The sequence below is a fragment of the Sphingobium mellinum genome, assembly GCF_037860795.1.
GTDB classification, from domain to species: Bacteria; Pseudomonadota; Alphaproteobacteria; order Sphingomonadales; family Sphingomonadaceae; genus Sphingobium; species Sphingobium mellinum.
This window is the reverse complement of the sequence record NZ_JBANRK010000009.1, coordinates 51,685-76,141: the sequence shown is the minus strand read 5'-3', so window position 1 is coordinate 76,141 and position 24,457 is coordinate 51,685. Positions and strand designations below refer to the sequence as shown.

At 63.9% G+C, this 24,457-nt stretch carries 15 protein-coding genes; 8 read left to right on the top strand and 7 right to left on the bottom strand.

Going from position 1 to position 24,457, the window contains the following annotated elements; genetic code table 11:
• Nucleotides 1-5: 5 nt before the first annotated feature.
• Complete coding sequence (mutS, locus tag AAC640_RS11510) at nt 6-2,657, bottom strand: DNA mismatch repair protein MutS (RefSeq protein WP_340266381.1); 2,652 nt, start codon at nt 2,655-2,657, stop codon at nt 6-8.
• Nucleotides 2,658-2,784: 127 nt separating this feature from the next.
• Between mutS and AAC640_RS11505 the strand changes: the two genes are divergently transcribed.
• The 3 genes from AAC640_RS11505 to AAC640_RS11495 all read left to right on the top strand — a co-directional run bounded on the left by AAC640_RS11505 (nt 2,785) and on the right by AAC640_RS11495 (nt 8,331).
• The gene (locus AAC640_RS11505) at nt 2,785-5,046 is read left to right on the top strand and encodes an NADP-dependent malic enzyme (RefSeq protein ID WP_340266379.1); all 2,262 of its coding nucleotides are present in this window, start codon (nt 2,785-2,787) and stop codon (nt 5,044-5,046) included.
• Nucleotides 5,047-5,239: 193 nt separating this feature from the next.
• A complete protein-coding gene (locus tag AAC640_RS11500; RefSeq protein WP_340266475.1) occupies nt 5,240-5,731 on the top strand; it encodes a flavin reductase family protein in 492 nt (163 codons plus the stop codon).
• Nucleotides 5,732-6,027: 296 nt separating this feature from the next.
• Nucleotides 6,028-8,331 (top strand): GumC family protein, encoded by a 2,304-nt coding sequence (locus tag AAC640_RS11495; protein WP_340266377.1) that lies wholly within the window; start codon nt 6,028-6,030, stop codon nt 8,329-8,331.
• A 333-nt stretch (nt 8,332-8,664) separates the two neighbouring features.
• Here the strand turns inward: AAC640_RS11495 and AAC640_RS11490 are convergent, their stop codons facing one another.
• Nucleotides 8,665-9,996, bottom strand: coding sequence for a lipopolysaccharide biosynthesis protein (locus AAC640_RS11490; RefSeq protein ID WP_340266375.1), 1,332 nt, complete (start codon nt 9,994-9,996; stop codon nt 8,665-8,667).
• Between the two features lie 15 nt (nt 9,997-10,011).
• The gene (locus tag AAC640_RS11485) at nt 10,012-11,358 is read right to left on the bottom strand and encodes an O-antigen ligase family protein (protein WP_340266373.1); all 1,347 of its coding nucleotides are present in this window, start codon (nt 11,356-11,358) and stop codon (nt 10,012-10,014) included.
• Nucleotides 11,359-11,866: 508 nt separating this feature from the next.
• Between AAC640_RS11485 and AAC640_RS11480 the strand changes: the two genes are divergently transcribed.
• The 4 genes from AAC640_RS11480 to AAC640_RS11465 all read left to right on the top strand — a co-directional run bounded on the left by AAC640_RS11480 (nt 11,867) and on the right by AAC640_RS11465 (nt 17,119).
• Nucleotides 11,867-13,948 (top strand): polysaccharide biosynthesis protein, encoded by a 2,082-nt coding sequence (locus AAC640_RS11480; protein WP_340266371.1) that lies wholly within the window; start codon nt 11,867-11,869, stop codon nt 13,946-13,948.
• On the top strand, nt 13,941-15,236 hold the full coding sequence (locus AAC640_RS11475) for a DegT/DnrJ/EryC1/StrS family aminotransferase (RefSeq protein WP_340266369.1): 1,296 nt from the start codon (nt 13,941-13,943) through the stop codon (nt 15,234-15,236). Before AAC640_RS11480 ends, AAC640_RS11475 begins: the two co-directional genes overlap by 8 nt.
• A 93-nt stretch (nt 15,237-15,329) precedes the next feature.
• The gene (locus AAC640_RS11470) at nt 15,330-15,896 is read left to right on the top strand and encodes a polysaccharide biosynthesis/export family protein (RefSeq protein WP_340266367.1); all 567 of its coding nucleotides are present in this window, start codon (nt 15,330-15,332) and stop codon (nt 15,894-15,896) included.
• Nucleotides 15,893-17,119: an outer membrane beta-barrel protein gene (locus tag AAC640_RS11465; RefSeq protein WP_340266365.1), complete on the top strand. Its 1,227-nt coding sequence runs from the start codon at nt 15,893-15,895 to the stop codon at nt 17,117-17,119. The genes AAC640_RS11470 and AAC640_RS11465 overlap by 4 nt, the downstream gene beginning before the upstream one ends.
• Nucleotides 17,120-17,125: 6 nt before the next feature.
• Here the strand turns inward: AAC640_RS11465 and AAC640_RS11460 are convergent, their stop codons facing one another.
• The 3 genes from AAC640_RS11460 to AAC640_RS11450 are packed head-to-tail and all read right to left on the bottom strand — an operon-like array spanning nt 17,126 to nt 20,982.
• Complete coding sequence (locus AAC640_RS11460) at nt 17,126-18,520, bottom strand: pectate lyase family protein (RefSeq protein WP_340266363.1); 1,395 nt, start codon at nt 18,518-18,520, stop codon at nt 17,126-17,128.
• A gap of 11 nt (nt 18,521-18,531) precedes the next feature.
• Nucleotides 18,532-19,794, bottom strand: coding sequence for a glycosyltransferase family 4 protein (locus AAC640_RS11455; RefSeq protein ID WP_340266361.1), 1,263 nt, complete (start codon nt 19,792-19,794; stop codon nt 18,532-18,534).
• Nucleotides 19,795-20,982 carry a glycosyltransferase gene (locus tag AAC640_RS11450; protein WP_340266359.1) on the bottom strand — a complete coding sequence of 396 codons (1,188 nt, stop codon included), beginning with the start codon at nt 20,980-20,982 and terminating at the stop codon, nt 19,795-19,797. It abuts the gene before it with no gap.
• 224 nt (nt 20,983-21,206) lie between these two features.
• Here AAC640_RS11450 and AAC640_RS11445 point away from each other — a divergent pair, with 224 nt between their 5' ends.
• Nucleotides 21,207-22,376 carry a glycosyltransferase family 4 protein gene (locus AAC640_RS11445; protein ID WP_340266357.1) on the top strand — a complete coding sequence of 390 codons (1,170 nt, stop codon included), beginning with the start codon at nt 21,207-21,209 and terminating at the stop codon, nt 22,374-22,376.
• On the opposite strand, the gene AAC640_RS11440 is transcribed toward AAC640_RS11445, so the two are convergent.
• The gene (locus tag AAC640_RS11440; protein WP_340266355.1) at nt 22,357-24,414 is read right to left on the bottom strand and encodes an acyltransferase family protein; all 2,058 of its coding nucleotides are present in this window, start codon (nt 24,412-24,414) and stop codon (nt 22,357-22,359) included. The two genes, AAC640_RS11445 and AAC640_RS11440, sit on opposite strands and share 20 nt — an antisense overlap.
• Nucleotides 24,415-24,457 lie beyond the last annotated feature (43 nt).

Below are 24,457 nucleotides of genomic sequence, written 5' to 3'. Positions count from 1 at the left end.
CTTATCTAGCCATCGCTGCTGGCTGCGGCCAGTTGTTTCAGCCGATAGAGTTGTTCCAGCGCCTCGCGCGGCGACAGCGCGTCGGCATCGATGGTATCGAGCGCCGCGCGCAGCGGGTCGGCCTTTTCCTCCATCTGCGCGGCAGCGGCGGCAAAGAGCGGCAGGTCGTCCAAGCCCGCCGCAATGCCCCCGGTCCGCGCCTTTCCCGCTTCAAGCCGCGCGAGAACATCTTTCGCGCGTTTCAGAACGGCGGGCGGCAAGCCAGCCAGCCGGGCCACGGCAAGGCCATAGCTGCGGTCGGCAGGACCTTCCGCCAGTTCGTGAAGCAACACCAGATCGCCCTTCCATTCCCGCGCACGGACGTGATGGAGCGAGAGGGATGACAGGGTTTCGGCGAGTCGCGTCAGCTCATGATAATGGGTTGCGAAGAGGCAGCGGCAGCGATTGACCTCATGCACCGCTTCCACAACCGCCCAGGCAAGCGCCAGCCCGTCGTAGGTCGATGTGCCGCGTCCTACCTCGTCCAGGATGACGAAGCTGCGCTCGGTCGCTTGCGCGAGGATTGCGGCCGTCTCGACCATCTCGACCATGAAGGTCGACCGTCCGCGCGCCAGATTGTCCGACGCGCCCACGCGGCTGAACAGGCGGTCGACAAGCGTCAGCGTGGCCGACTGCGCCGGCACATAGGCGCCCGCCTGCGCGAGGATGACGATCAGCGCGTTCTGCCGCAAGAAAGTCGACTTGCCGCCCATGTTGGGGCCGGTGACCAGCCACAGCCGGTCGGCAACCCCCAGCCGGCAATCATTGGCGACGAAGGCCCGCCCCTCTCGGCGCAGCGCATCCTCCACCACCGGATGGCGGCCGCCGATGATCTCCAGGCAAGGCCCCTCGCCGTCCTGCTCGACAAGGCGCGGCCGCTGCCAGCCGCCTTCGGCCGCTCGCGCCGCCAGCCCCGCAGCGACATCCAGCCGGGCAAGCGCGTCCGCCGCCAGCGCGACCTCCGCCTTGCGGGCGAGCGTGGCTTCGATCAGATCCTCCAGATGCGCGGCTTCGGCAACCAGGGCATGGGCACCGGCTTGCGCCACCCTGCTTGCCTGCTCATGCAGGTCGACCGAGTTGAAACGCACCACGCCAGCCAATGTCTGTCGATGGGTGAAGCCGCTGTCCGGCTGCATCAGCGGGTCTGCGGCGCGCGCTGGCACTTCGACATGGTAGCCCAGGACGCCATTGTGCCGGATCTTGAGCGAGGCGATGCCCGTCTGCTCGCGATATTTCGCCTCCAGCGCAGCGATAGCGCGGCGGCCATCGCCTGCCAGGGCGCGCAACTCGTCCAGCGCCGGGTCGTAGCCGTCGGCGATATAGCCGCCGCTCGCTGTCTCGGTCGGAGGGCTCGGCACCAGCGCGCGGCTCAGACTGTCGACCAGCGCCCCATGCCCGTCCAGTGCCGGCAGCAGCTGCCGTAGCAGCGCGGGCTGATCCGGCAGGCGCCCGAGTCTTTCGCGCAGCATTCGCGCTTCATTAAGGCCGTCGCGCAATTGCCCGAGATCACGTGGGCTACCCCGGCCGATGGCGATCCGCCCCAGCGCGCGGCCGATATCCGGCAGTGCGCGCAGGGCGCCGCGCAACTGGTCGCGCAGCGCCGGCGCGTCGTGGAAAAGCTGGACCAGGGCCAACCGCGCTTCGATCAGCCCTTGGTCCATCAGCGGCGCTGACAGGTCCTGCGCCAGCAGCCGCGCACCTGCGCCGGTGACGGTGCGGTCGACTGCGCCCAACAGGCTGCCCGCGCGGGCGCCAGCCATGGTCGCGGTGACTTCCAGGCTCTCCCGCGTAGCAGCGTCGATGGCCATATGGGCGCCACTCGTCTTGCGCACCGGCGGGGCGAGATAAGGGAGGGTGCCCTTCCCCGCATGATCGAGATAACCGACGAGCCCACCCATCGCGGCGAGTTCGGCGCGGCTGAACTGGCCGAATCCGTCGAGCGTCGACACGCCGTACAAGCCTTTGAGCGCTGCTTCGGCCCGACTGCTGGAGAAGGCTGCGCGGTCGAAGGGGTGGGAGTCGGCGAGGTCGAGATCGAAACCTTCGGGCAGCACGATCTCGCTCGGCCGCAACCGGGCCAGTTCGGCACCGAGATCGTTCCGGCGCAGCGTCAGTGTTTCGAACCGGCCGGTGGAAATGTCGGCCGCCGCCACGCCGATCTCGTCCGCGCCATCGCCGCCAACTTGGCAGACTGCCACCAGCATATTGTCACGCCGGGCGTCGAGCAGCGTCTCCTCGGTCAGCGTGCCAGCCGTCACATAGCGGACGATGGCGCGGCCGACGAGCGTCTTGGACCCGCGCGCCTTGGCCTGCGCGGGGGTTTCGGTCTGCTCGGCAATGGCGACGCGATGACCCGCCCTGATAAGCCGGGCAAGATAGCTTCCGGCGCTGTGCACAGGCACGCCGCACATGGGGATGGGCAAGCCCTCATGTTCGCCCCGGCTGGTGAGCGCGATGTCCAGCGTTGCCGCCGCTGCCTTCGCATCATCGAAAAAGAGCTCGAAAAAATCGCCCATGCGGTAGAAGAGCAGGCAGCCCTGCGCTTCCGCCTTCAGCGCCAGATATTGCGCCATCATCGGCGTGGGCTGCGGAGCGGTTGTATCCTTGGGCTTGTGCATGGCCATTCAGGCGATAGCGGCAAGCAGCGATGCAGGAAAGAGCGCGAAAAAGCGGGATCGCCCGCTTGCCCGCAAGGCGCGCTTGCCGCTAGGGCAGTCCTAACCGTCAAATAGGGGTGGGTGTGTCATGGCCGACAAGTCGAATGTCGAATTTTCCGAGCGCGAGGCGCTGTTCTTCCACTCGACAGGACGGCCCGGCAAGATCGAGATTATCGCGTCCAAGCCGATGGCGACCCAGCGCGACCTTTCGCTCGCCTATTCGCCGGGCGTCGCCGTGCCGGTCCGCGCTATCGCGGAAGATCCCGCCACTGCCTATGATTATACCGCGAAAGGCAATCTGGTCGCCGTCATCTCCAACGGCACGGCGATCCTCGGCCTTGGCAATCTGGGCGCGCTGGCGTCCAAGCCGGTGATGGAGGGCAAGGCCGTCCTCTTCAAGCGCTTCGCTGACGTCGACAGTATCGACATTGAACTCAAGACCGAGGATGTCGACAAATTCATCGACGCCGTCGAGCTGATGGAACCGACCTTCGGTGGCATCAACCTTGAGGATATCAAGGCGCCGGAATGCTTCATCATCGAACAGACGCTGAAAGAGCGGATGAATATCCCCGTCTTCCACGATGATCAGCACGGCACCGCGATCATCGCGGCGGCTGGCGTCATCAATGCAGCTTTGCTGACGGGGCGCGACCTCAAGGACATGAAGGTGGTGGTCAACGGCGCGGGCGCGGCGTCCATTTCCTGCACCGAACTGATCAAGGCAATTGGGGTAGCCCAGGACAACGTGATCATGTGCGACAGCAAAGGCGTCATCTACCAGGGCCGTACCGAGGGCATGAACCAGTGGAAGTCGGCTCATGCGGTCAAGACCGACGCGCGCACGCTGGGTGAGGCGATCAAGGGCGCGGACGTGTTCCTCGGCTTGTCGGTCGCGGGGGCGGTGAGCCAGGACATGGTCAAGGCAATGGCGGACAAGCCGATCATCTTCGCCATGGCCAATCCGGATCCCGAGATCACGCCGCCCGAGGTGCTGGCGGTCCGGCCTGACGCGATCGTCGCCACCGGCCGTTCGGACTATCCGAACCAGGTCAACAACGTGCTGGGCTTTCCCTTCATATTCCGGGGGGCGCTCGACGTGCGGGCGACCGGCATCAACGAGGCTATGAAGGTCGCGGCCGCCGAGGCGATCGCCTATCTTGCGCGCGAGCAGGTGCCTGAGGAAGTGGCCAAGGCCTATGGCCGCTCGCACAGTTTCGGACCTGACTATATCATCCCCGCGCCTTTCGACCCGCGCCTGATGGAAGTCGTGCCGGCGGCAGTGGCGAAGGCGGCGATGGAAACCGGCGTCGCGCAGAAGCCAATCACTGACATGGCTGCTTATCGCCAATCGCTCAAGGGCCGGCTCAATCCCACCACCTCAGTCCTGACAACCGCCTATGAGGTGGCCAAGGCCAATCCGAAGCGCGTCGTCTTCGCCGAGGCGGAGGAGGAAGTGGTGCTGCGTGCGGCGATCCAGTTCCGCGAGCTGGGCTACGGCATTCCGGTGCTGGTCGGCCGACAGGACGTCTATGACAAGCTGAAGGCGCTCGGCGTGCAGGATCCGGAAAGTTTCGAGCTGCATAACAGCGTCAATTCGCCGCTTGTCCCGGACATGGTGGACACGCTCTACCAGCGTCTGCAACGGCGCGGCCACCTGCGCCGCGATTGCGAGCGGATGGTCAACCGCGACCGGAACATCTTCGGTGCACTTCTCGTCACCATGGGCCACGCTGATGCGATGCTCACCGGGATGACCCGGCCGTTCGGACAGACGCTGCGGGAGGTGAAGCGGGTAATGGACCCTGCCGTCGGTCGCACGCCCTTCGGCATCCATGTTATCGTGGCAAAGGACAAGACGGTGTTCCTCGCGGACACCACCGTAAACGAACGTCCGACCGCGGCCGAACTGGCGGACATCGCCGAAGGCACTGTCGCGGTCGCCCGGCGCATGGGTCATGATCCGCGCGTTGCCTTCCTGTCCTATTCCAATTTTGGCAACCCGCCGGGTGGCCATCTGGAAAATATTCGCGAAGCGGTGCGGGTTCTGGACGGGCGGGACGTCGATTTCGAATATGAAGGTGAAATGACCGCCGATGTGGCGCTCAACCTGGCGGTGATGAGGAACTACCCGTTCTGCCGCCTGTCGGGTCCCGCCAATGTGCTGGTGATGCCTGGGCTGCAGTCGGCCAATATCTCGGCCAAGCTGCTGCGGGAACTGGGTGGCACGACGATGATCGGCCCCATGCTGGTGGGTATGGACAAGTCGGTGCAGATTGCCACCATGTCGTCGAACGCGTCCGAATTGCTGACGCTCGCCGTGCTTGCTTCGGCCGGCATCGCGGTTTGATTGGCTGAAGCGGGCCAAGCCACTTCGCCCCGACCGACGCTTTGGCATGATCTACGGCGCGATGGATTGGTCTGAAACGGGACAAGATCGTGTCCGGCTGCTATGGCAGGTCGATCAGAACAAAGGCTGGGGTACGATGGACTCGGCTAATAATATGGAACAGGGTGGAATGGTTCAACTGGACAAGAGCAGCATGGAATCGACCTTGTTTGACAGCGCCACGTTCCGCCGCGTGCTCGGCCATTATCCGACGGGCGTCTGCGTCGTGACCGCCGTCGATGCCGAAGGACCGACCGGCATGGTGGTAGGTTCCTTCACCTCGGTGTCGCTCGATCCGCCCCTGGTCGCCTTCTTCCCGGCCAAGTCGTCGAGCAGCTGGCCACGGATCGAGCAGGCGGGCAAATTCTGCGTCAATGTGCTGGCCAGCGACCAGCAGGCACTGTGCGGGCAATTCGCGGCCAAAGGCTCGGACAAGTTTTCCGGCGTGTCCCATCGCGTTTCGGCCAATGGATCGCCGATCCTGGACGGCGTGGTCGCTTGGATCGACTGTGCGCTGGAGGCCGTGCACGAAGCGGGCGACCATTATATAGTGCTTGGCCGCGTCATTGCGCTGGAAGCATCGGCCCCCGGCAAGCCGCTGCTCTTCTTCCAGGGCAGTTATGGCGAATTCACGCATTTCCCCTGAAGGGCGGCGGGGCGTTGCCGCTCCTTGACGTGCCCAGCCTAAGCGCCGGCGACCTGGCGCTACGAATGGCGGATGGTGACTGCCTAGCGGCGCCAGCCTTCCGGAAGGGGCATTATTCCGTCCCGGGCTTGGGCCAGTTTTTCATAGAAAGGACATGGCGACGACAGGCAGGATCATACTCGAACGGGTTAATCACTATGCCTGCTCCCCGGCTCCCGAAGATTGTTTGATTGCACCTGCCAAAAGCGGGAGGGTCGGCGGCCAATGACTTGACCTGGCCGTCATGGAGACCCTGCATGTTGACGCAATCGGGAACGATCAACGCCCCGCTGCTGGAAGCGAGGCCTGAACGGCAAGCCGACTCGGCCGGGGCTGGACCGTTCAACCTTGGCGCCCGGCAGATTTGGAAGATCGTCCGCCGGCATGAATTATTGCTGGGTAGCATCGTCTTCGTCGCGGTGCTCGTCGTTCTCGCGATCCAACTGACGACCACGCCCGTCTATGAGGCCACCGCTACGGTGCAGGTGGAACAGAATGACGATAGCGGCTCGCCCGATATGGCCGCGCGCAATCAGCAGCGGGTGTTCAATGAGGCGGGCATCTATCGGTCTCGCTCTCTCACACAGCGTGTGGTGCAGGACCTGAAGCTCGCGCAGGATCCTCGTTTCACCGAAGCGCCGCTGCCGCCTGACGCCGTTCTCACCAGCCAGCAACTGACGCGCCTCACCGGGTGGCTGATGTCGATGACATCTATCGAGGCCGTCAAGGATTCGGACCTGATCGAAATCACGGTGCGCTCGACGTCGCCTGAACTGGCGTCCGAGATCGCCAACCAATATCCCGCCAGCCTGGACGCCTATCGATCCGAACTGCGTGACCATCGGCAGGGTCAGATCGTCGGTCAGCTTGACAGCGAACGCGATCGTCTGGCGAAGGAAGCGCATCAGGCGGAACAGGCCGTCGCGGATTTTCGCGAAAGCCATCAGATGCTGACCGGCGCCGGCGGATCGGAAGATTATGCCCAGATCAACCGCATCGCTGTAGAAGCAGCATCCGCCGCCGCCATGCGGGCCGCGCAAAGCGCGCGAGCCGCAGGCGTCCGCCAGGCGGTGAGCAACATCACGACCGTCACGGCGACTTCTCCCCTGCTGGACCAGCAGAAACGGCAGCTTGACGAACTGATGCGCAGCCGCAGCGAACTTTCGCAGATGTACGGATCGGAACATCCGCGCATGCGCGCGGTCCAGGCGCAGATCGCGGAGGCGAGCGGCGCCATGCAGCGCGAACAGGCGCGGGTCATAGCCGCCGCGCAGACCCAGGCGCAGACCGATGCCGCACGGGAAGCCGGCCTGGCGCAGAGCGAAGCTGCCTCGGCAGCCTCCCGGGCCAGCCAGCTGGACGGCACCCTGCGCGTTATAACCGGTAAGGCTTTCGCCAATACTGCCGCAGCGGTTCAGCTCAACGCGCTGGAACGCAACGCCGAAGCCGCGCGCAGCGCTTTTGCCGCGATGAGCGCGCGGGCCCAGCAGGTTAAGGCCAGTCTAGCCGAATCCGGCATCCACTCCCGGCTCATGTCGCCCGCTGCCGTTCCAGAGCTGCCGGTTTCGCCCCAGCCCAAGACGGCAACCTTCGCGGCTTTTATCGGATCGCTCATCATCGGTCTGGTTATCGTCTTCGGTATCGAATTGACCGACAACCGGCTCTGGAGCGCCGAGCAGATATATCAGCATTTCGGACTGCGGACTTTCGCAATGATGCCGGAACTGACGGGGCCGGCGGTGACGTCAGCCGAGGAGAATCCGGTGCTCAAGGATCCCCAGTCGTTGTTCGCCGAAGTCGCCCGCGGATTGGGGAGCGAGGTCGCGGATCTTGCCATATCGGGACAAGCGCAGACCGTTTTGATTACGTCTCCGATCACCGGGGATGGCAAGTCGACCGTCACCCTGTCGCTGCTTGCCGCAGCCGTTGCGATGGGCAGGCGGGCGGTCGTCGTTGATCTGGACCTGCGCCGACCCGGCGAGACCGTGCTGCGATCAACCGAAGATCGCGAGCGGCGCCCAGACCTTGTCGATTATCTGACCGGATCCGTCGATGCCAAACATGTGCTACCCGCGCCCGCCACGCTGGAACTGGGTGCGGATGCCGCTCGCGATGTCGCAACCTACGAGCCGGTCGTGATCGGCGCGCGCGAACCTGCCCGAAATCCCTTGGCGCTCATGCGTCTTGGCCGAGTCAACCGCTTGCTCGATACGCTGCGGCCCGAATATGATCTCATCATCATCAATGCACCCGCGACGCTGGCGACGCGCGATTCCCGCATCTTGATGGACGCCGCCGATCACACGTTGCTGGTCGTGCGGTGGGGTAAAACGACCATCGAACAGGTGCGCGCGTCACTTCAGGTTCTTCAACGGCCGGTCGATGGCGTTGTCATCAACCGCGTTGACTATGCCGAACATGCCCGGCGCGGCTATGGCGATGCCGTCCAGTTCTACATGGACTCGGCCGAATATTTTGCGGGTGAAATGCCGACGCGCCGACGCTGGTATCAACGGATGAAGGATTTCACCTGGCGGCGTTCGGCGCGTGAATATGCCTGAATACCCGGCTAACACGCATTGACGCTCGTACGACTGCTGTTCGCGGCAGCAGTGATTCTCGCGCGGCGTGGCGCCGCGGCCTCCCGTCCCCGGCCTTGTGGCGAAGCACAGCTCATAACGATCAGATCGTGAACAGGGATGTCGGGAACGAGGCGGCATAGCTCGGCATGCGGAAGGGTATATCAGGCGCCCCAAGGCGCAAACGATACCTCTGAGCTAAGATGTCGGTCCTGACCGGCAGTTGTTATCCGATCGCCCAGTCATCTTGAGAGCAATGCCCTCCCCATACGCCGCTACATTGGTGGCGGTAGAGGATGAAGGCCGGCCAAGGCTTCACTCTGCCGGGACCGCCGCAGGGGTGTGCGGCCGGCTGTGATAAACCCGTCCAAGGTCCAGCAGCACTGCCGTCACGACCGCCAGCACGATATGGGCGATGCTGGCGCCTATGGGGCCGAAATAGACGACACCCGGGACAGCAAAGACATAGAAGATGACGGTACTGAGCGCAAAGACATACAGAACCAGTTGCGGCTGCCCCATCGCCAGCAGCGCACTCCGGGCCGGGGCCGAATGCATGATGAACAGCACCGCGATCACCTGACTCATCAGCAGCGGGAAAGCTGCGACATATTGGGCGCCGGGGCCGATCCGCAGCAGCCATTCACCCAGGAACCAAGTAAGGATGGCGATCGCCATGCCGGTTCCGCTAAGCAGCATCTGCGTATGGAAGATGGTGCTGCGGAAAAGTACGCGATCGCCGTTGCGCCACATGCGCGCCAGTTCGGGATAGATCACCGTCTGAACCTGCCCGGCGATCTGTTGGCCCATCTTCGCGATCCGCTTGGCGAGGTTGTACATGCCCGCCGCTCCCTGCCCGGCGAGCGCGCCGACGACAAGTTCGTCGGCTTCATGCGTCAGGGTGCGTAATGCGGTCGACAGGTTGGTCGTCCAGGCGAAGGATAGAAAATCGGGAAAATCCTGCCTTAGCCCGCGAAGGGGGACGCTGAGTGGGAAAGGAACGCCCTGGCGGCTCAATGACTGGTGCCCCAGCCAGATGAAGTAGAGATTGTAGGCGACTTCTGCGACGGTCCAGGCGATGATGAAGCCCATCAGGCCCGATCCCATCCACAGGCACAGCGCTGCCAGGCCAGTGCGCAGCACGTTGGTCCAGATCTGTGAATAGGCGACCGCCCTGAACCGCCCGTCCAGCCGCAGCGCCGCGCCCGGCGCGCCGGTGACCCGCAGAAGCAGAGCTATGGCGTAGATAGCGGCGGCCTCAAGCGGGATGCCATGCACCCCGACCCACGGGGCCATCGCGGCCAGCAGCACCAGCAGAAAGGCTGACAGTGCCGCCGTCGCCATGTCAAGCACTACGCCATAGCCATATAATCGCGCCATTCGGACGGGATCGGACCCATTTTCCTCGTCGGCTGCGAACTTGATGAGCGGCTGCCAGGATTCGAACCGGACCAGCCGCTCGATCGTGCTCGCCAGTGCGAGCACCAGCACCATCGATCCCCAGGCTTCGGGTCCCAGCGCTCGCGCCGCCAGTGCCACGCTGGCCAGCATGATGCCGGCGTTGACGAAATTGCCCGTCAGCATATGGCCGATATTGACCAGTCGGCGCCCCATCGGGCCGCTCAGGACAGTAGCGATCAATGCCATTGGTTGAATGATCCTTCAGGTTCTGAGCGATGGCGTAGATCCGCGCGCCAGCCCAGACCCGCCCAAGGCGGGCGCCGGCTGTGGGCGGAGCGATCCGGCAGTGATCAGGGCCGGACTTACCGCGAGAAAGATGAACAGGAACCAGACGCGCCCATAGACGTGCGGCTGACCCATCAGTGCATTGGCGAAGACGACCACCGTCGTCACCGTCGTCAGCATCACGAGCTTGCCGTCGGGCAATCGATACGCAACCATGCTGGTCAGCATCGGCACGCCCAGGATCAGCAGATAACCAAGCAGCGACAGCCCGCCGCCCTCGTTCAGCAGCAGTAGATAAAGATTGTGCACCGGATGGCCATAGCGGCTCACGAGCCGATACTGGTCAGCGCCCAGGCCAACGATCAGGTTCTCGTCGGCCATTCCTATGGCTTCCATAATCAGTTCCTTCCGGTCCTCGAACGTGCCTGCGCTCGCAATATCGCCGGTCTGCACCGCGGACAGGACGCGATTCTGGAAGGTGGTTGGCAAATAATCCTGTCCAAACAGCAGAACAGCACTGCCAAGCGCGGCGAGCGCCAACAATGTCTTGAAGTTGCGGCGTCCCCCGAAGAAGATCAGTGTCGCGGCGACCATGCTATACAGTCCGGTGTTCGAACTCGTGAGAATGATGCCGATGACCAGCAAGGCCATGCAGGGAATGGCTATCACCGAGCGCATTCGGCCCGAGAGCAGCAGGAACCATAGCAGCGGCAGCGTCATGACGGTGAGGATGCCCATCGCATTGGGATTGTCGACGAAGCCGGAAAAGCGGCGGCTGCCGGAAAAAAGCGGCGTCTGCGCGCCGGAGTCCGAGAGATAGAGGACGAGGCCGATGGCGCACATGATCACCATGCCCCACACCCCGCACTTTATCAGTCGGATCACTTCATGTTCGGATCGGCGGAGCAGGATCAGCGGCACTATGAGGTAGGCAAAGCTATATTGCGCCACCAGTGTCAGGCAGCGGACCATGTCACCCTTGAACACGCTGCCGATGAACAGTCCGCCGGTCAGCATCAGCAGGCCCAGCAGCCACAGCCAGGTCAGATGGGCGAAGGGCGCCGCCATCCGGCCGGTATAAAGCCGTAGCAGGAAGGCGCCCGCGAATAACGTATCGCTAACGGTGATGTAAACGCTGGGATGCCGGAAGGCGATATAGGGGGCAAAGAAGACCGCGCCCTGCAAAAGCACGAATTCCCAGCGGTGCAGTTCGTCCATCCAGTTCTCTGCCTCGCGGGCGCGGGGTGAGGACCGCCGGGCAGGGTCGAATTGGCGAAGGGGATGATGCTGGTCGGTCTGCACGGCGGAAGCTCCGAAGGGCATTTGCCATTGATTCCGCTGTCACAATGCAAAGGCGGCCCGGCTTCGTCCATTGCACTTAATGTCTGGGCACTCTTCAAAAGGCTTACATGCGCTACTCCCTTGGAGAGACTGCACGGCGGCTAATCGCGCGGTGTGTCTCGAACGTTCAGGACCGCTGATTACGGGCTGGCGCGACTCGCCCGCGTCTTGCGCACTGCGTCGACCGTTCTGCCCCGGCCGGAAAGCCGCCTGTCCTGTCAACTATCTTGAAGACGTAATCCTTGTTGATCGATTGAGCCTTTCGGATCGATATTTCGCGCCGGCAACCTTGCTCATATCAGCTAACCAATCGCTCTATTCCTGCCACGAGGGATAATAGCTGTCTGTTTCATTGCGAGCCGACCGCAAGTCGCTACCGTTTTACGCAACTGAGCTGAAGTCGGCGCCGTCGCGGGGGGAATGGGACCTGTCTCGCTTCATGCGCGCCCCGGCAGGCGATCTCGTTTCTCTTTTCATACAAGGGTGTAACATGGGTGTGAACGCTCCGCCGGCTGTTTCCGACCCGTTCCTTGATGACCTCACCGACTCACAGGCGGATAGGGGCCGCGGTGCGCCGCTCTGGGCCGTCCTTATGCACGACGTGTTGACGCGGCCGACCGGCTTTCCTGGACCAACCCGCTTCGCCGCGCTCATGCTGATCGACGGTTCGCTCATACTGTTGACACTGCTGCTCGCAGTCATGGCGGTGCCGGGGCCGATCTCCGCCGCTTTCTACGATCGCCCCAGCCTTATGTTCTTTTTCAGCCTGGTGGCAGTGTTCACCATTTGCCTGACCGGCCTCTACTGGCGCAGCTGGCGCTTCCTGTCCTTTGGCGATGGCATCGCGATATCGACGGCGGTAGCCGGCGGGATGGCCGCCGCGTGGAGCGTGTGCCTCATCATCTCGGCCAGGATCCGGGCGGCGCCCGTCGACGCGATCGGCTTCGCGCTTCTCCATTCGGCGCTGCTGCTGGTGGTGATGATCAGCGCTCGGACCATGCGGCGCGGCCTGCGTGAGATCGCGCGCGCCCATGTCATGCCGCAGGAGGACAGCCACAATATCCTGCTGCTGGGCCAACTCGACTGGATCCGCTCGCTCGTCGAACTGCTGCGGGCCGAGCGCGTCACCCGCTACAATGTCGTGGGGGCGCTGACTTTCGACGGACGGGAAACGAAGCTTCAGGTGGCCGGCGTCCCCATCCTGGGTTCCCCCGACAAGCTGCCGCAGATCGTTGAGATGCTGGCGGTACGAGGGGTAAAGCCGGAAAGCCTGGTGATCCGGGGCGACAAGTCGATGGCGCGTCCCGCCTTCTCGCACCTGGTGAAGCTGGCCGACCAATGCGATCTCACGGTCGCGAAGGCCAACGACCTGCACAAGGGGGAGGATGGCGAACCGCGCATCGAGATCAAGCATTTCGAGCTGGCGGACCTGCTCGGCCGTCCGGAAGTGTCGCTCCAGCGCAGCATCGTCGACCGGCTGATCCGGGGACGGCGCATCCTTGTGACCGGGGCCGGCGGAACGATCGGCGGCGAACTGGTGCGCCAGATCGCGACATTCAGGCCCGCCGAGATCGTCCTGCTCGATCATTGCGAATTCAATCTCTACACCATCGAAATGCAGGTGCGGGACAAGTTTCCCGACATCCTCTGCCGTCCGGAACTCTGCTCCATCCGCGAACGCGCCACCGTCGACGATGTGTTCAGGCGCCACCAGCCGGAGATCGTCTTTCATGCCGCCGCGCTCAAACATGTGCCGATCGTGGAGGCCAATCCCTGCGCCGGCGCTCACACCAATGTGCTGGGCACGCGCAATATCGCAGACGCGGTGTGCGCTCACGGCGCGCTAGCGATGATCCAGGTGTCGACTGACAAGGCGGTCAATCCGGTCGGAGTCATGGGCGCGACCAAACGGCTGGGCGAGCTTTACTGCCAGGCGCTAGACTTGATTGGCCAATGCGATCCCGACAGCCCGCGCTTCATGACCGTGCGTTTCGGCAATGTGCTGGGGTCCAGCGGATCCCTGGTGCCGCTGTTCCAGCAGCAGATGGCGGCGGGCAAGCCGCTTACCGTGACGCATCCGGACATGAAGCGCTATTTCATGACCGTCAGCGAGGCGGTGCAGCTCATCCTGCAGAGCAGCGCAAGCGCGATGGAAGCCAAGATCGATCGCGGCACGATCTTCGTGCTCGACATGGGCGAGCCGATCAAGATCGTCGATATCGCGCGTCGGATGATCCGGCTGGCGGGGCTGCGGCCGGAAATCGACGTGCCGATCCAGTTCGTCGGCCTGCGGCCTGGTGAGAAGCTCTTCGAGGAACTGTTCGACGCGACGGAGGAGCAGGTGCGCTCGTCGATCCCGGGAGTGATTGAGGCCAGCCCCTGTCCGGTGCCGCTGGAAAAGCTGGTCGACGCCTTCGCCCAGCTGTCGACACTTATCATCGACTGCGATGAGGAAGGCGTGCGCGACCTGATGAAGGAATTGCTGCGCGCCCCGGCGCAGTCGAACTGGGCGAGGACGCTGCGCGAAATGACGCGCGAGATCGACCTTGTGGGGAAGGCGGCCAATGAATGACCTGACTCGTCCTTTGCTTTCCGGCCATCCGGCCACCGGGGGTCACATGATCAAGCATGTTCCGCTTCAGCCAGCGCAAGCCGAGCCGGCCCTTGCTCATCTCGGGGTGCCCGATCGCCGCTGGCCGCAATATGAGGCAGACGAGATCGCGGCGGTGGTCAAAGTGCTGGAAAGCGGGCGGGTCAATTCGCTGGTGCATGGCGACCACTGCCGCGCCTTCGAACAGGAATTCGCCGCCTATTGCGGCATGCCGCACGCCATTTCGCTCGCCAACGGCACGCTGGCTCTGGAACTCGCCCTGCGGGCGCTGGGCGTCGGACCCGGAGATGAGGTGATCGTGCCCGCACGGAGCTTTTTTGCCAGCACTTCGGCCGTCGCCGCCGTGGGCGCGGTCCCGGTCTTTGCCGACATCGACCCTGAAAGCCACACGATCGATCCTGTGAGCGTTGCCGACCGGATCAACGGTCGGACCCGCGCGATCCTGTGCGTCCATCTCGCCGGCTGGCCCTGCGACATGGACGCGCTGGGCGTGCTCGCCGACCGGCACGGCCTGTGGATCGTCGAGGATTGCGCCCAGGCGCATGGCGCGGCGCTACGCGGGCGCAAGGTCGGTTCCTTCGGCGATGCGGCTGCCTTCTCCTTCTGCACCGACAAGATCATGTCGACCGGCGGAGAAGGCGGCATGCTGCTGCTGCGGGAAGCGGACCATTGGCGGCGTGCCTGGGCCTACAAGGATCATGGCAAGAATGTCGCGATGCTTGGCGGGCCCGCGTCCGGCCATGCCTTCCGCTATATGCATGACAGTTTCGGGTCCAACTGGCGGATGACGGAAATGCAGGCTGCAATCGGTCGCGCGCAGCTTGCCAAATTGCCGACGTGGCTCGTCCGTCGGCGCGCTAACGCTGCCCTGTTGGCCCGATCGCTGGGTGAGCATCCGCTGCTCCACGTGCCCGTCGTGCCTGATGGGGTGGATCATGCCCGCTACAAATTCTACGCCATGTTGACGCGCGAGGCGGTAAAATTGGGGGTTGATCGTGCGGCGATCATCTCGGCCCTGGTTGACCTGGGCATCTCTGCCGGCACGGGTTCGTGCCCCGACATGTCGCGCGAACTGGCCGTGATGGGTGGTGGCCACCCTAACCACTATCCGCTGCCCATTGCTGCCGAGGTGGGCGAGCGTAGCTTGATGCTGCCGGTCGATCATCTGCTGGGGGCGCAAGCGATGATTCTGGCGGCGACGACGCTACTCGACGCACTGAATAAAAGTATTTCTTCGCGGTTGTTCTAGCCCAATGGTGACTGGGTTGACTTTGTTTCGTTGCTGTCCTGAAACATGTCGAACAGCGCCGGCACGCTGAAGACAAAAGAAAGGGAGATGATCATGCGGCTCTTTCCTGCAGTCGGCCTGCCCCTGATGCTCAGTCTTTCGACGGCATGCGCTTCAATTTCCGGGCTTCCCGCCGTTTCCACCGCCAATGCCAATCAATATCGGCTCGCTCCGGGCGATGAATTGCGCGTCATCGTGCCCGGCATGGCCGAGATCGAAAGCGGTACTGGCTTCGTCGTCAACGATCGAGGCGAACTGAACCTGCCGCTTGTGGGGGGCATTCCGGCGAGCGGATCGACCATCCCCGAGCTGGAACAGCGCATCGCCACCCAGCTCGTCGACAAGAAACTGATGATCTCGCCTGCGGTCAGCGTCCAGCCCGTCAAGCTTCGACCGATCTACATACTCGGCGAGGTCCGCAGCCCGGGCGAATATCCTTATCGCCCCGGCATGACGGTGGTCACCGCCGTGTCGGTCGCGGGGGGCTATACCTTCCGCGCCAACCGCAACACCGTTGCGATCATTCGCCAGGTAAACGGCGCGGCCGCCACGGCCAAGGCGTCTGAAAATACGCCCATCCAGCCGGGTGACACCGTCAAGGTCGTGGAGAAATGGTTTTGACCGCCTTTCGCTTCGCGTCGTTCTGCTCGAGCGTGTGTCTCGCCGGTCTGTCCGTGCCGGCGGCAGCGCAGCAACTCGATCGTGCGACCCCGCTGATCGAGGCGCCGGCCGAATATAATGCAACGCCGATTCAGTGGGGTCGCCTGTCCGCCTATGTCGGCGTCGACGCTCGGCTGGAATATGATTCGAACGTCTATGCCCTACCGTCGAACAAGATCGATGACGAGCGGGTGACGCTGTCGCCCTGGGTGAACCTGCAATATAAGGATGATCGCTTCGACCTCAGCGGTCAGGCGCGCGCCGCGGTGCGGCGCTATTTTTCCAACAGGAGGGAAAATTCGGAAGCCGGCAGCGCGCGACTGGATGGCGTCTATCGCTTTTCGGACAGCGACACGCTGACCGCCGGGGCCGGCTGGACGCGGCTGGTCGAGGAGCGCGGCGAACCGGAATCGCTGACCGCGCCGGGCACTCCCCCGCGGCGCTATGACCAGCTTCGCGGCGAACTGGGCTTTACCCACGAAGGCGCACGGATCATCCTGGCGTTAAAGGGCAGTGCGATGCGCAACAATGCGCTCGCCTCCGTCGATGCCGAACGCGATTACAGCCAATATGCCGGCTCGGGACGCGTCGGCTATCGCGTCAGCGGAATCATCAACGCCTTCGGTGAAGTGTTCATCTCCGCCCGCGACTTCCGCCTGCCTGTGGACTCCTCGGGCGTGGACCGTGACTCCAAAACTTATGGCGCCCGCGGGGGCATCGCTTTCGAGCCGGGTGGTCTGATACGCGGCGAAGCGGCGATCGGCGTCTTCCGTTTCAAGCCCGACGACCCGGGCCAGAAGGCCCGCTCCGGCCTGTCCGTGTCGGCGGGGCTTATCTATACACCGACACCGCGCCTCGCCTTCACGCTGGAGGGTTTTCGCGGGGACGTCGCCACGGTCCGGCAAGGCGCCGAAGCGCGTACCGACACGCGTTTTCAGCTGGGTTTTCAGAACGAAATCTACCATAATTTGCGTTGGCAGGGTGCCGTCATATACCGCCGGACCACCTTCATCGGCAGCCAGCAACATGAACGGATGATCGCCGGCCAGCTGGAGGTGGAATATCTGTTCAACCGCCATCTGGCCGTCGCCCTGACCGGCAGGCTGGCAAGCCGCAACAGCACCCGGCCAACTGACGATTTCGACCGCAGCATTCTGGGCGTGGAATTGCGGATGCAATATTGATGGCGCTCAGCGCAGTTGTCGGCCGGCCAGAACCTCTCGATGGGCGAAATCCAGAAACTCGTCGAAATTCAGCCAGTGGTCGTGGTCAGCATCCTGCCAGGCGTCGTTTCGCATCGGATCGAGGCCGTTTGCCCTTTCCCAGCTATCGGCCATCCCGTCCTCGTCCAGGTCGACATAGGGCGTTCCGGGCGCGAGGGTAGGTAGCGGGCGTGGACCGCTGCGTAGGGCGGGGTCGCGGATGATGGAGCCAGTCCTGGTTCGCACTTCGTTCACCGTCCGCATATCGAGCGTGTCACGCGGGAATGCGCCCGCCTGTGCCAGCACCTGGGCATAGGCCTGCTCGGCCGGCACGGCGCGGACGCTGAGCGGACAGACGGGCCGGGCGACCAGCGCGACATCCACCGTGCTCTTCTTCAGCAGCGGAACATGGTCGAGCTTGTTGCCGGCAAGAAAGATCTGCGACTGCCCCGTGCCATTGTCGAGCACGCGGTCGATTGCCGCGATGTTGGATCGGCTGTTGGGACCCTTGCGATAGTAATTCCCCACGATGCTCACCGATGTCCCGCCAAATACCTCATGCACTTCGGTGAACTGGGATTCACCATTGTAGAGGACGTTGTTCACCACCTCGATGCAGGAGTGGGGCGTGAAATTGACGTCCGGGTTGCGGTCTCCATTATGAGCGCAAAGATTGCGGATGAAGCTGATCTTCTGCGGCTTTCGGGGGTTCGAGCCCAGCAGCGCGCATTTGTCGTGTCTGGGGATGCCCTCGGTGAAGATCGAGTTGGAAATGGTGATATTGTCGTTCTCGTCATAGCCGGTCATGATCTGGTCCTGCGACCAGGCGCCACTGACATGGTCGAAAATGACGTTCTGACTATGTTCGAACAGGAACGCGCCGTTGCTGCCACGATCCGTGCCGTTGAGGTCGGTGCGCACACGAATGTGGCGGATGACGACGTCGTGCGTGTTCTTGGCGATGATCGGCGTGTAGCCATCGACGCCGCCGCCATGCGTGATGATGATGCCGCCGCCCGGCGCGGTCTGGCCGGCGATAGTGATATAAGGGTGCGTGATGATCGGCCGCCGCGTGGTGAATCGGATCACGCCGCCGACCCGGAAGATGCAGGTGCGCGGTCCCGATGCCTCGATGCAGGCGCGCAGCGATCCGGGGCCGTGATCCGCCAGCGTGGTGACGGGAATGATCATGCCGCCGCGGCCTCCCCGGGCGCGCCGGCCAAAGCCTTCGGCGCCGGGAAAGGCCTCCACCCCCGCTACCTCAGGCAGCACCGAGGATCCGTCCAGATCCGGGTCCATGCTCAGCTGGTGCGTGAAGAGATCGGACGGGGCGACGAAGGGTGTCAGCAGCAACGCGGCGATTGCGACACCAAGTATGGGCATTTTATTGTGGCTCACCATGACCGCGCGGCCCTCATTCGCTCGGGGCTCAGCAGCGCCTGGTAAATGGCGCTGATCTGGTCGACGTGGCGCTCGGCGCCGAAGCGCTGGCTCGCGGAGAGCAGCGCGGTCTCCGAGATCCGGGCCAGTCGGCCGGGCGAATCGATCAGTTCGATGACCGCCGCCGCCATAGCCGCAGGATTGTCCGCTTCCGTTAGCAGGCCGTTCACGCCGTGGTCGATCGCCTCGATATTGCCGCCCGAAGCTGCGGCCACGACCGGCGTGCCCAGCAGCATGGCTTCGATCAGCGACCGTCCAAAGGGCTCCTGCACGGCGGGCACCGCATGGATGTCGCAGCCCGCCATCAGCGGCGCGGATGGATAGCGGAACCCCATCAGCCGCAGGCGGTCTGCGATGCCCAGCGACCTTGCCTTTTCCTTCATCTGTTCTTCCATTCCCGCGACCAGCGGCGATCCGAACATCAGCCCCGTGACGGGGAGGTCGGGGCGCATGAGGCCTATCTGATGGACCATGTCGATGAACAGCAACGGCCGCTTGCGCTCCTGGAAATGGCCGAAAAAGCCGATCAGCCTGGTGGCCGGATCAAGGCCCAGTTCAGTGGTGAGCGCGTCGTGCGCCTGGCGCCTGTCGACCGGCTCCGCGCGGGCGTCGAACGGGCTGTAGACCACAGCCGTCTTGCGGGCGATGTGGGGTATGCGACGAACTCGAGACAGGGCGAAGTCCGAAACGCCCACGATGCAATCGGCCGCGAGAGGCGCAAAGAACCGCACGCCCCGTGCGTCGGCGGCGCCGCGATGATGCCATAGCAGCCGGGCGCCCGCGAGCTTGGCGGGTAGCGCCCAGGACACGTGCATCGACCCGTCATTGGTGTGGACGATCCGCACGCGGTTCTGTCGCAGGAGCCGGGCGAGGCGCCATTGATCCCGCACCGCGCCCAGCGTCGCACGGGCGCCCCGCTTTCGCTGAACGCCATAGCCGTTCCCGAAGAAACCGATTCCCGAAAGGGGGGTGAAGTCCAGACCCTCGGCCCGCAGGAACTCGCCGAGCTGCCCCTCTTCATGATGCAGGAGGATGATCGGGGAATAGCGCGTGCGGTCCAGCCCCTGGATCAGCTTTACCGCGGAAATATGACTCCCGCCGACGATGCCGCCGCCGAAGGGGAAGCAGATGCGGGTTGGGCCAGCGTCGCCCTTGTCTTTGGGTGGGGCGGTCGCGGCCTCGGGAAAAGCGGCGGAGGCGGAAAGGATGTGCGCCATTTACATCACCTGGGGCTCGCGGGCGCCGTGCCAGGGCTGATCGGACGGGTCCAGGGTGCCGGATCGGGCCGCCTGATAGACCTGCGCGTAGGCGCGGGCGATGCTGTCCATGGAGAAGTTGCGCTTAACCCGCTCGCGCGCCTCGCGGCCTAATCGTTGACGCCCATTCCGGTCCAGCCCCGACATCGCCAGCAGTGCCTCGGCCAGACGGCGGGGATCGCGTGGCGGGACGACCATCCCGCAATCGCCGATAATCCAACCGCTGTCGCCCACATCGGTCGCGATGCACGGCAAGCCGCAGGCCATGGCTTCGCCCAATATATTGGGAAAGCCTTCCCCCCAGGCGGAGGGCAGCACCAGCAGGTCAAGCCCCGGGAGAAGGTCCGGAAGGGATCCGTCATGGCCGCGCAGCGTCACCCGCTCGCGGGGAAGTTCGCCGATCAATTGCGCGAGTCGGCCCGCTGGCCTGTCCATGCCCTCCCCTGTCAGCAGCAGGTGGATGTCTATACCGGCGCTCCGCGCCCGTTTCACCGCATCCACCAGGTTCGCGGCATCCTTCATCGGGTGGTTGCGCGCGGCCATTCCCACGATCAGGGCGGCAGGATCCGTGCCCAGGCGTGCGGCCAGCAGCTCCCTTGCCCCTGGTCGCGGACGGAAAAGATCGCAGTCGAAGCCATTGGGCACCACGAGCGATCGTTTGGCGCTGAAGCCCAGCCTTTCATGCTGACGAGCTGCGGCGTGCGAATTGTAGAGGATCATCGCGGTGCGGCGCGAAAGTAGCGCAGCGATCCGCACCACGGCGCGCATCGCCGGCTTTTCCTGGCGCAGGTCATCGATGCTGTGGCGTACGTTCCAGATCAACGGCGTGCGACGCGCCTGCAGCCCATTGGCGAGCATCGAGGCCAGGTGCGCATGGTACATCCACGCCATCACGATATCGGGCTTTTCCTGCCGGACCAGCGCCCGAAGGCGCATGATTGCAGGAACAAGGGTGGTCGCTCCGGTCAGGCCGCAATCATGCACGGCTGTCCCGCTGGCGCGCATGCGGATCGCCGCGGCGCCGGGCGGCATCAGCGATATCACGCATGGCGTGTCGATGGCCTCGGCACGCTCATGCTCGACCAGTTTGGCCAGCATGGTTTCCGCTCCTCCGACGTTCAGGGCGGTGATGACGTGGAGAATCTTCATAGGGGGCTCCCGGCATCCGGTCGGCGCAACGGATGCCTGTATCCTCATGACCTTAGCCCGTGTTCCCGCGGTATGAAGCTGGGCGCTTGGCTAGCATGAGGGCCAATAGGGATTAGCCCTAATGCGAGCCGCCATCGAAGAGCGAGAGACCCGGACGCCTTCCCATCGGGATATCATACGCAAGGGCGATGGATTCGCCCGTCCGCTGCTAACATTCTCGCTCCATGACGAAACCGGTCCGGGCGGACGCCCCTCTGGCGGGAAAGCCGCATGTTGCCTTCGTTCTTCCCGGCCTGCGCGCCGGAGGATCGGAGCATATCGTCAGCCTGCTGTGCAACCATTTCAGCCGATCGGGCTGGGCGGTGACGCTCTTTACTTTCGAAGAACCGGGAACGGCGCCCTATTATCAGCATGACGCCGCCGTGTCCGTGGTCCAGCTCGGCCATCCGTCGGGTCGGCTGCCAATGCTGCGATCGGCCATGGCCGTCCGCGACCGCGTCGCCGCCCTGCGCGCTGCCCTGGACAACATTCTACCAGACCTGGTGGTCAGCTTTCTTACCCGGACCAATGTCGTCAGCATTATGGCGGCCCGGCCGCTGGGGATCCCAGTGATCGTTTCGGAACGCAACAACCCGCTAAAGCAGCGACCCGGAGCCATATGGACGGTGCTCCGCCGCTACGCCTATGCCCGCGCCCAGGGACTGGTGACGATGACCCATGGGGCGATGCGCCAGTTTCCCCCGGCACCGGGTCGCCGGCAATGGGTCATTCCCAATCCCACCTATGCGCCGGTTGAGGTGGACCGCGATCGGCCTTGCGGCCGATGTGTCGTCGCGGTCGGACGACTCGTGCCGCAAAAGGGTTTTGACCTTCTATTGGACGCCTTTGCACGCGCCGCCGACAAAATTCCTGACTGGTCGCTCATCATCTGGGGCGAAGGACCGGAACGTGCGCGGCTGGAGGCGCGGCGCGACGCCTTGGGCCTGCGGGATCGCGTCGTCATGCCGGGTGTCACCCAAGCCCATGGCGCATGGCTGCATGACGCCGATATTTTCGTCCTGTCATCCCGCTTCGAAGGCTGGGGTATCGTAGTGGGCGAGGCCATGGCGGCAGGCGTGCCGACCATTTCCTTCGACTGTTGCTTCGGTCCAGGAGAGATGATCACCGATGGCGTCAGCGGCCTGCTTGTGCCTGACGGCGATGTTCAGGCGCTGGGCGAGTCCCTTGTCAAGCTCTGCGCCGATCCCGACCTTCGCCGGCACCTGTCCGAAGGGGCCCGTGCCGGGGCTCAGCGTTTTACGATCGACCGCATCCTGATGCAGTGGGAAGAGGCGCTTGGCGAAGCGCTGGGGCTGCCCGAAATGTTCGCGCGAATTAGGACTGTGGCGGCTTGACGCGTAGCGCCCTTGCCAACTGCGGCACCAGCAGGCGCGATCCCGGCATGCTCAGATGATGGCTGTCATAATAGAGCGGCGTTTCGTGCAACACCGACAGGCAGCGATCGGCAGGACAGAGCACCCGTTCGGGATAGATGCGTATCAGCCCGCGCCGCTGGCCCAGGCCATTCAATATTTCGAGCGCATGGTCCTGGCGACGGAAATAGACGGCCGCCGGCACCGTGAAATCAGCCGGATCCTCACCCGCCGCCCGCATCCGCGCGGCGCGGGAGGGCACGTCGTAGCCCAGCTCGGGCACGGGATAGACGAGCACAACCCGCTTGCCCGCAGCCAGCAGCGTGTCGATCAACCGGTCCAGGCTGAAGGTGAAGGCCGCCCGCGCGGCCGGAGAGAAGCGTTCGATCTGCTGCCCGTTGTGCCATTGCAGCACCGGGGTGTTGCCGTTGGTTTCGTCCGGCCCGATGTCGACGGCGCGGCCTTCGAGATACAGTGACCAGCGCGCGGCAAGGATCACCGTGCCGATCTGCGGATGACGCAGGACATATTGCAGGCGGCGGTCGTTGCCACGAACGCAGCTGTCGTCCGTGCCAAGGCCAACCACCGGCGGGCAGCGAGACGTGGCGGCGTAGATGGTGGCGGGCCCATGGTCTTTCGCGATGGCGGACAGCGCGCCATACATCACGCCCGCGTGCGAATCTCCCCACAGGAAGACGCTGGCTTGGGCCGGATCGCCTATCGTGCAGGGCGAATGAGGCGCCAACTGTAGCTTCACCTTGAGGCATTTGTCCTCGTTGGGATTTTCGGAGGTTTTGTAGCTTTCAAGGCGCGCGACGTCGGCCGCGAAACGGCCGGGCCAGCCGTGGCCGGCATACATGATGAAGCCGATCGCTGCGGCCGCCAGGGTGACGGCAGCGCCGCCTGCGAGGACGATGGACGGGCGCTGTCCCCGAGCGGCGCGAAACGGCTTCTCCACCAAATGATAGGAAAGGGTGGCGACCGCCAGGGAAGCGGCGACCAGGGCTGCGGCAGACGGCCACCGAAGTTCGTCGATCGTGAGATAGCGAGCGAGTACGATAATTGGCCAGTGCCACAGATAGAGCGAATAGCTTATCAATCCCACCCAGATGAGCGGCTTGATGGCCAGCGCCCGGCTGACCGAACAGGGGCCGCTGCTGCCGGCATGAATCACGAGCGCCGTACCGACACACGGGAGGAGCGCTGCCATCCCGGGGAAGTTGGTCAATTCCGAATAGGTCAGCACCGCGATCAGGATCATGACGAGCCCCGCCGCTGCCGCTGCCTCCCGCCACGCTGCGCGGGCAATCAGCGGAACTGCGCCGGTGGCGAGCAGCCCGCCTGTCAGCAGTTCCCAGGCCCGGAAGGGTGTCAGGTAGAAGGCGGCGGACGGATCGCTGCGCATGATGGCGATGCAGGCTGCGAAGGAAAGAGCCGCGCAGGCCGTCAGGATAAGTGGAACCCACGTGCGGCCCAATGGCCATATGCAGCGCATGAACAGCGGGAAGAACAGGTAAAATTGTTCCTCGACGGCCAGCGACCAGGTGTGGAGCAGCGGTTTGAAAAGCGCCGGTCCATCGAAATAATTGGTCTTCATCCAGAACCAGACATTGGACGCCGATAAGGCCGCCGCCGCCGTGCTTTGGCCATAGCGGCGCAGGTCGTCAGGCAACAGCAGCCAGGTGCAGGCTATCGAACAGACCAGCAGCATCAGCATCAGCGCGGGAAAAATCCGCCTGATCCGCCGCTGGTAGAACTGGACGAAGGAAAAGGTGCCCCGTTCCAGTTCGCCGATGATCAGCCGGGTGATAAGGAAGCCGGAAATGACAAAGAAAACGTCGACGCCGACGAAGCCGCCGCCGGCCTTGGCAAGCCCGACATGGAAAAGGACCACGCCGATAACTGCCACCGCGCGCAGCGCATCAAGGTCGGGCCGGTAGGGGGTTGCTGCGGCTGTGGCTCGGCGGCCGACGCCTTCGGCGGTCAAAGATGCGGCCACTTGTCTGTCGATCTGCTTCACCGCGGTCTCCCCGCCGGACTGGATCTTCGATCCACCTCTCGCA

What these genes read in the sequence shown, in the direction of transcription:
- mutS (WP_340266381.1), bottom strand. Translation starts at nt 2,657, where the DNA reads ATGCACAAGCCCAAGGATACAACCGCTCCGCAGCCCACGCCGATGATG.
- AAC640_RS11505 (WP_340266379.1), top strand. Translation starts at nt 2,785, where the DNA reads ATGGCCGACAAGTCGAATGTCGAATTTTCCGAGCGCGAGGCGCTGTTC.
- AAC640_RS11500 (WP_340266475.1), top strand. Translation starts at nt 5,240, where the DNA reads ATGGAATCGACCTTGTTTGACAGCGCCACGTTCCGCCGCGTGCTCGGC.
- AAC640_RS11495 (WP_340266377.1), top strand. Translation starts at nt 6,028, where the DNA reads ATGTTGACGCAATCGGGAACGATCAACGCCCCGCTGCTGGAAGCGAGG.
- AAC640_RS11490 (WP_340266375.1), bottom strand. Translation starts at nt 9,996, where the DNA reads ATGGCATTGATCGCTACTGTCCTGAGCGGCCCGATGGGGCGCCGACTG.
- AAC640_RS11485 (WP_340266373.1), bottom strand. Translation starts at nt 11,358, where the DNA reads ATGCCCTTCGGAGCTTCCGCCGTGCAGACCGACCAGCATCATCCCCTT.
- AAC640_RS11480 (WP_340266371.1), top strand. Translation starts at nt 11,867, where the DNA reads ATGGGTGTGAACGCTCCGCCGGCTGTTTCCGACCCGTTCCTTGATGAC.
- AAC640_RS11475 (WP_340266369.1), top strand. Translation starts at nt 13,941, where the DNA reads ATGAATGACCTGACTCGTCCTTTGCTTTCCGGCCATCCGGCCACCGGG.
- AAC640_RS11470 (WP_340266367.1), top strand. Translation starts at nt 15,330, where the DNA reads ATGCGGCTCTTTCCTGCAGTCGGCCTGCCCCTGATGCTCAGTCTTTCG.
- AAC640_RS11460 (WP_340266363.1), bottom strand. Translation starts at nt 18,520, where the DNA reads ATGCCCATACTTGGTGTCGCAATCGCCGCGTTGCTGCTGACACCCTTC.
- AAC640_RS11455 (WP_340266361.1), bottom strand. Translation starts at nt 19,794, where the DNA reads ATGGCGCACATCCTTTCCGCCTCCGCCGCTTTTCCCGAGGCCGCGACC.
- AAC640_RS11450 (WP_340266359.1), bottom strand. Translation starts at nt 20,982, where the DNA reads ATGAAGATTCTCCACGTCATCACCGCCCTGAACGTCGGAGGAGCGGAA.
- AAC640_RS11445 (WP_340266357.1), top strand. Translation starts at nt 21,207, where the DNA reads ATGACGAAACCGGTCCGGGCGGACGCCCCTCTGGCGGGAAAGCCGCAT.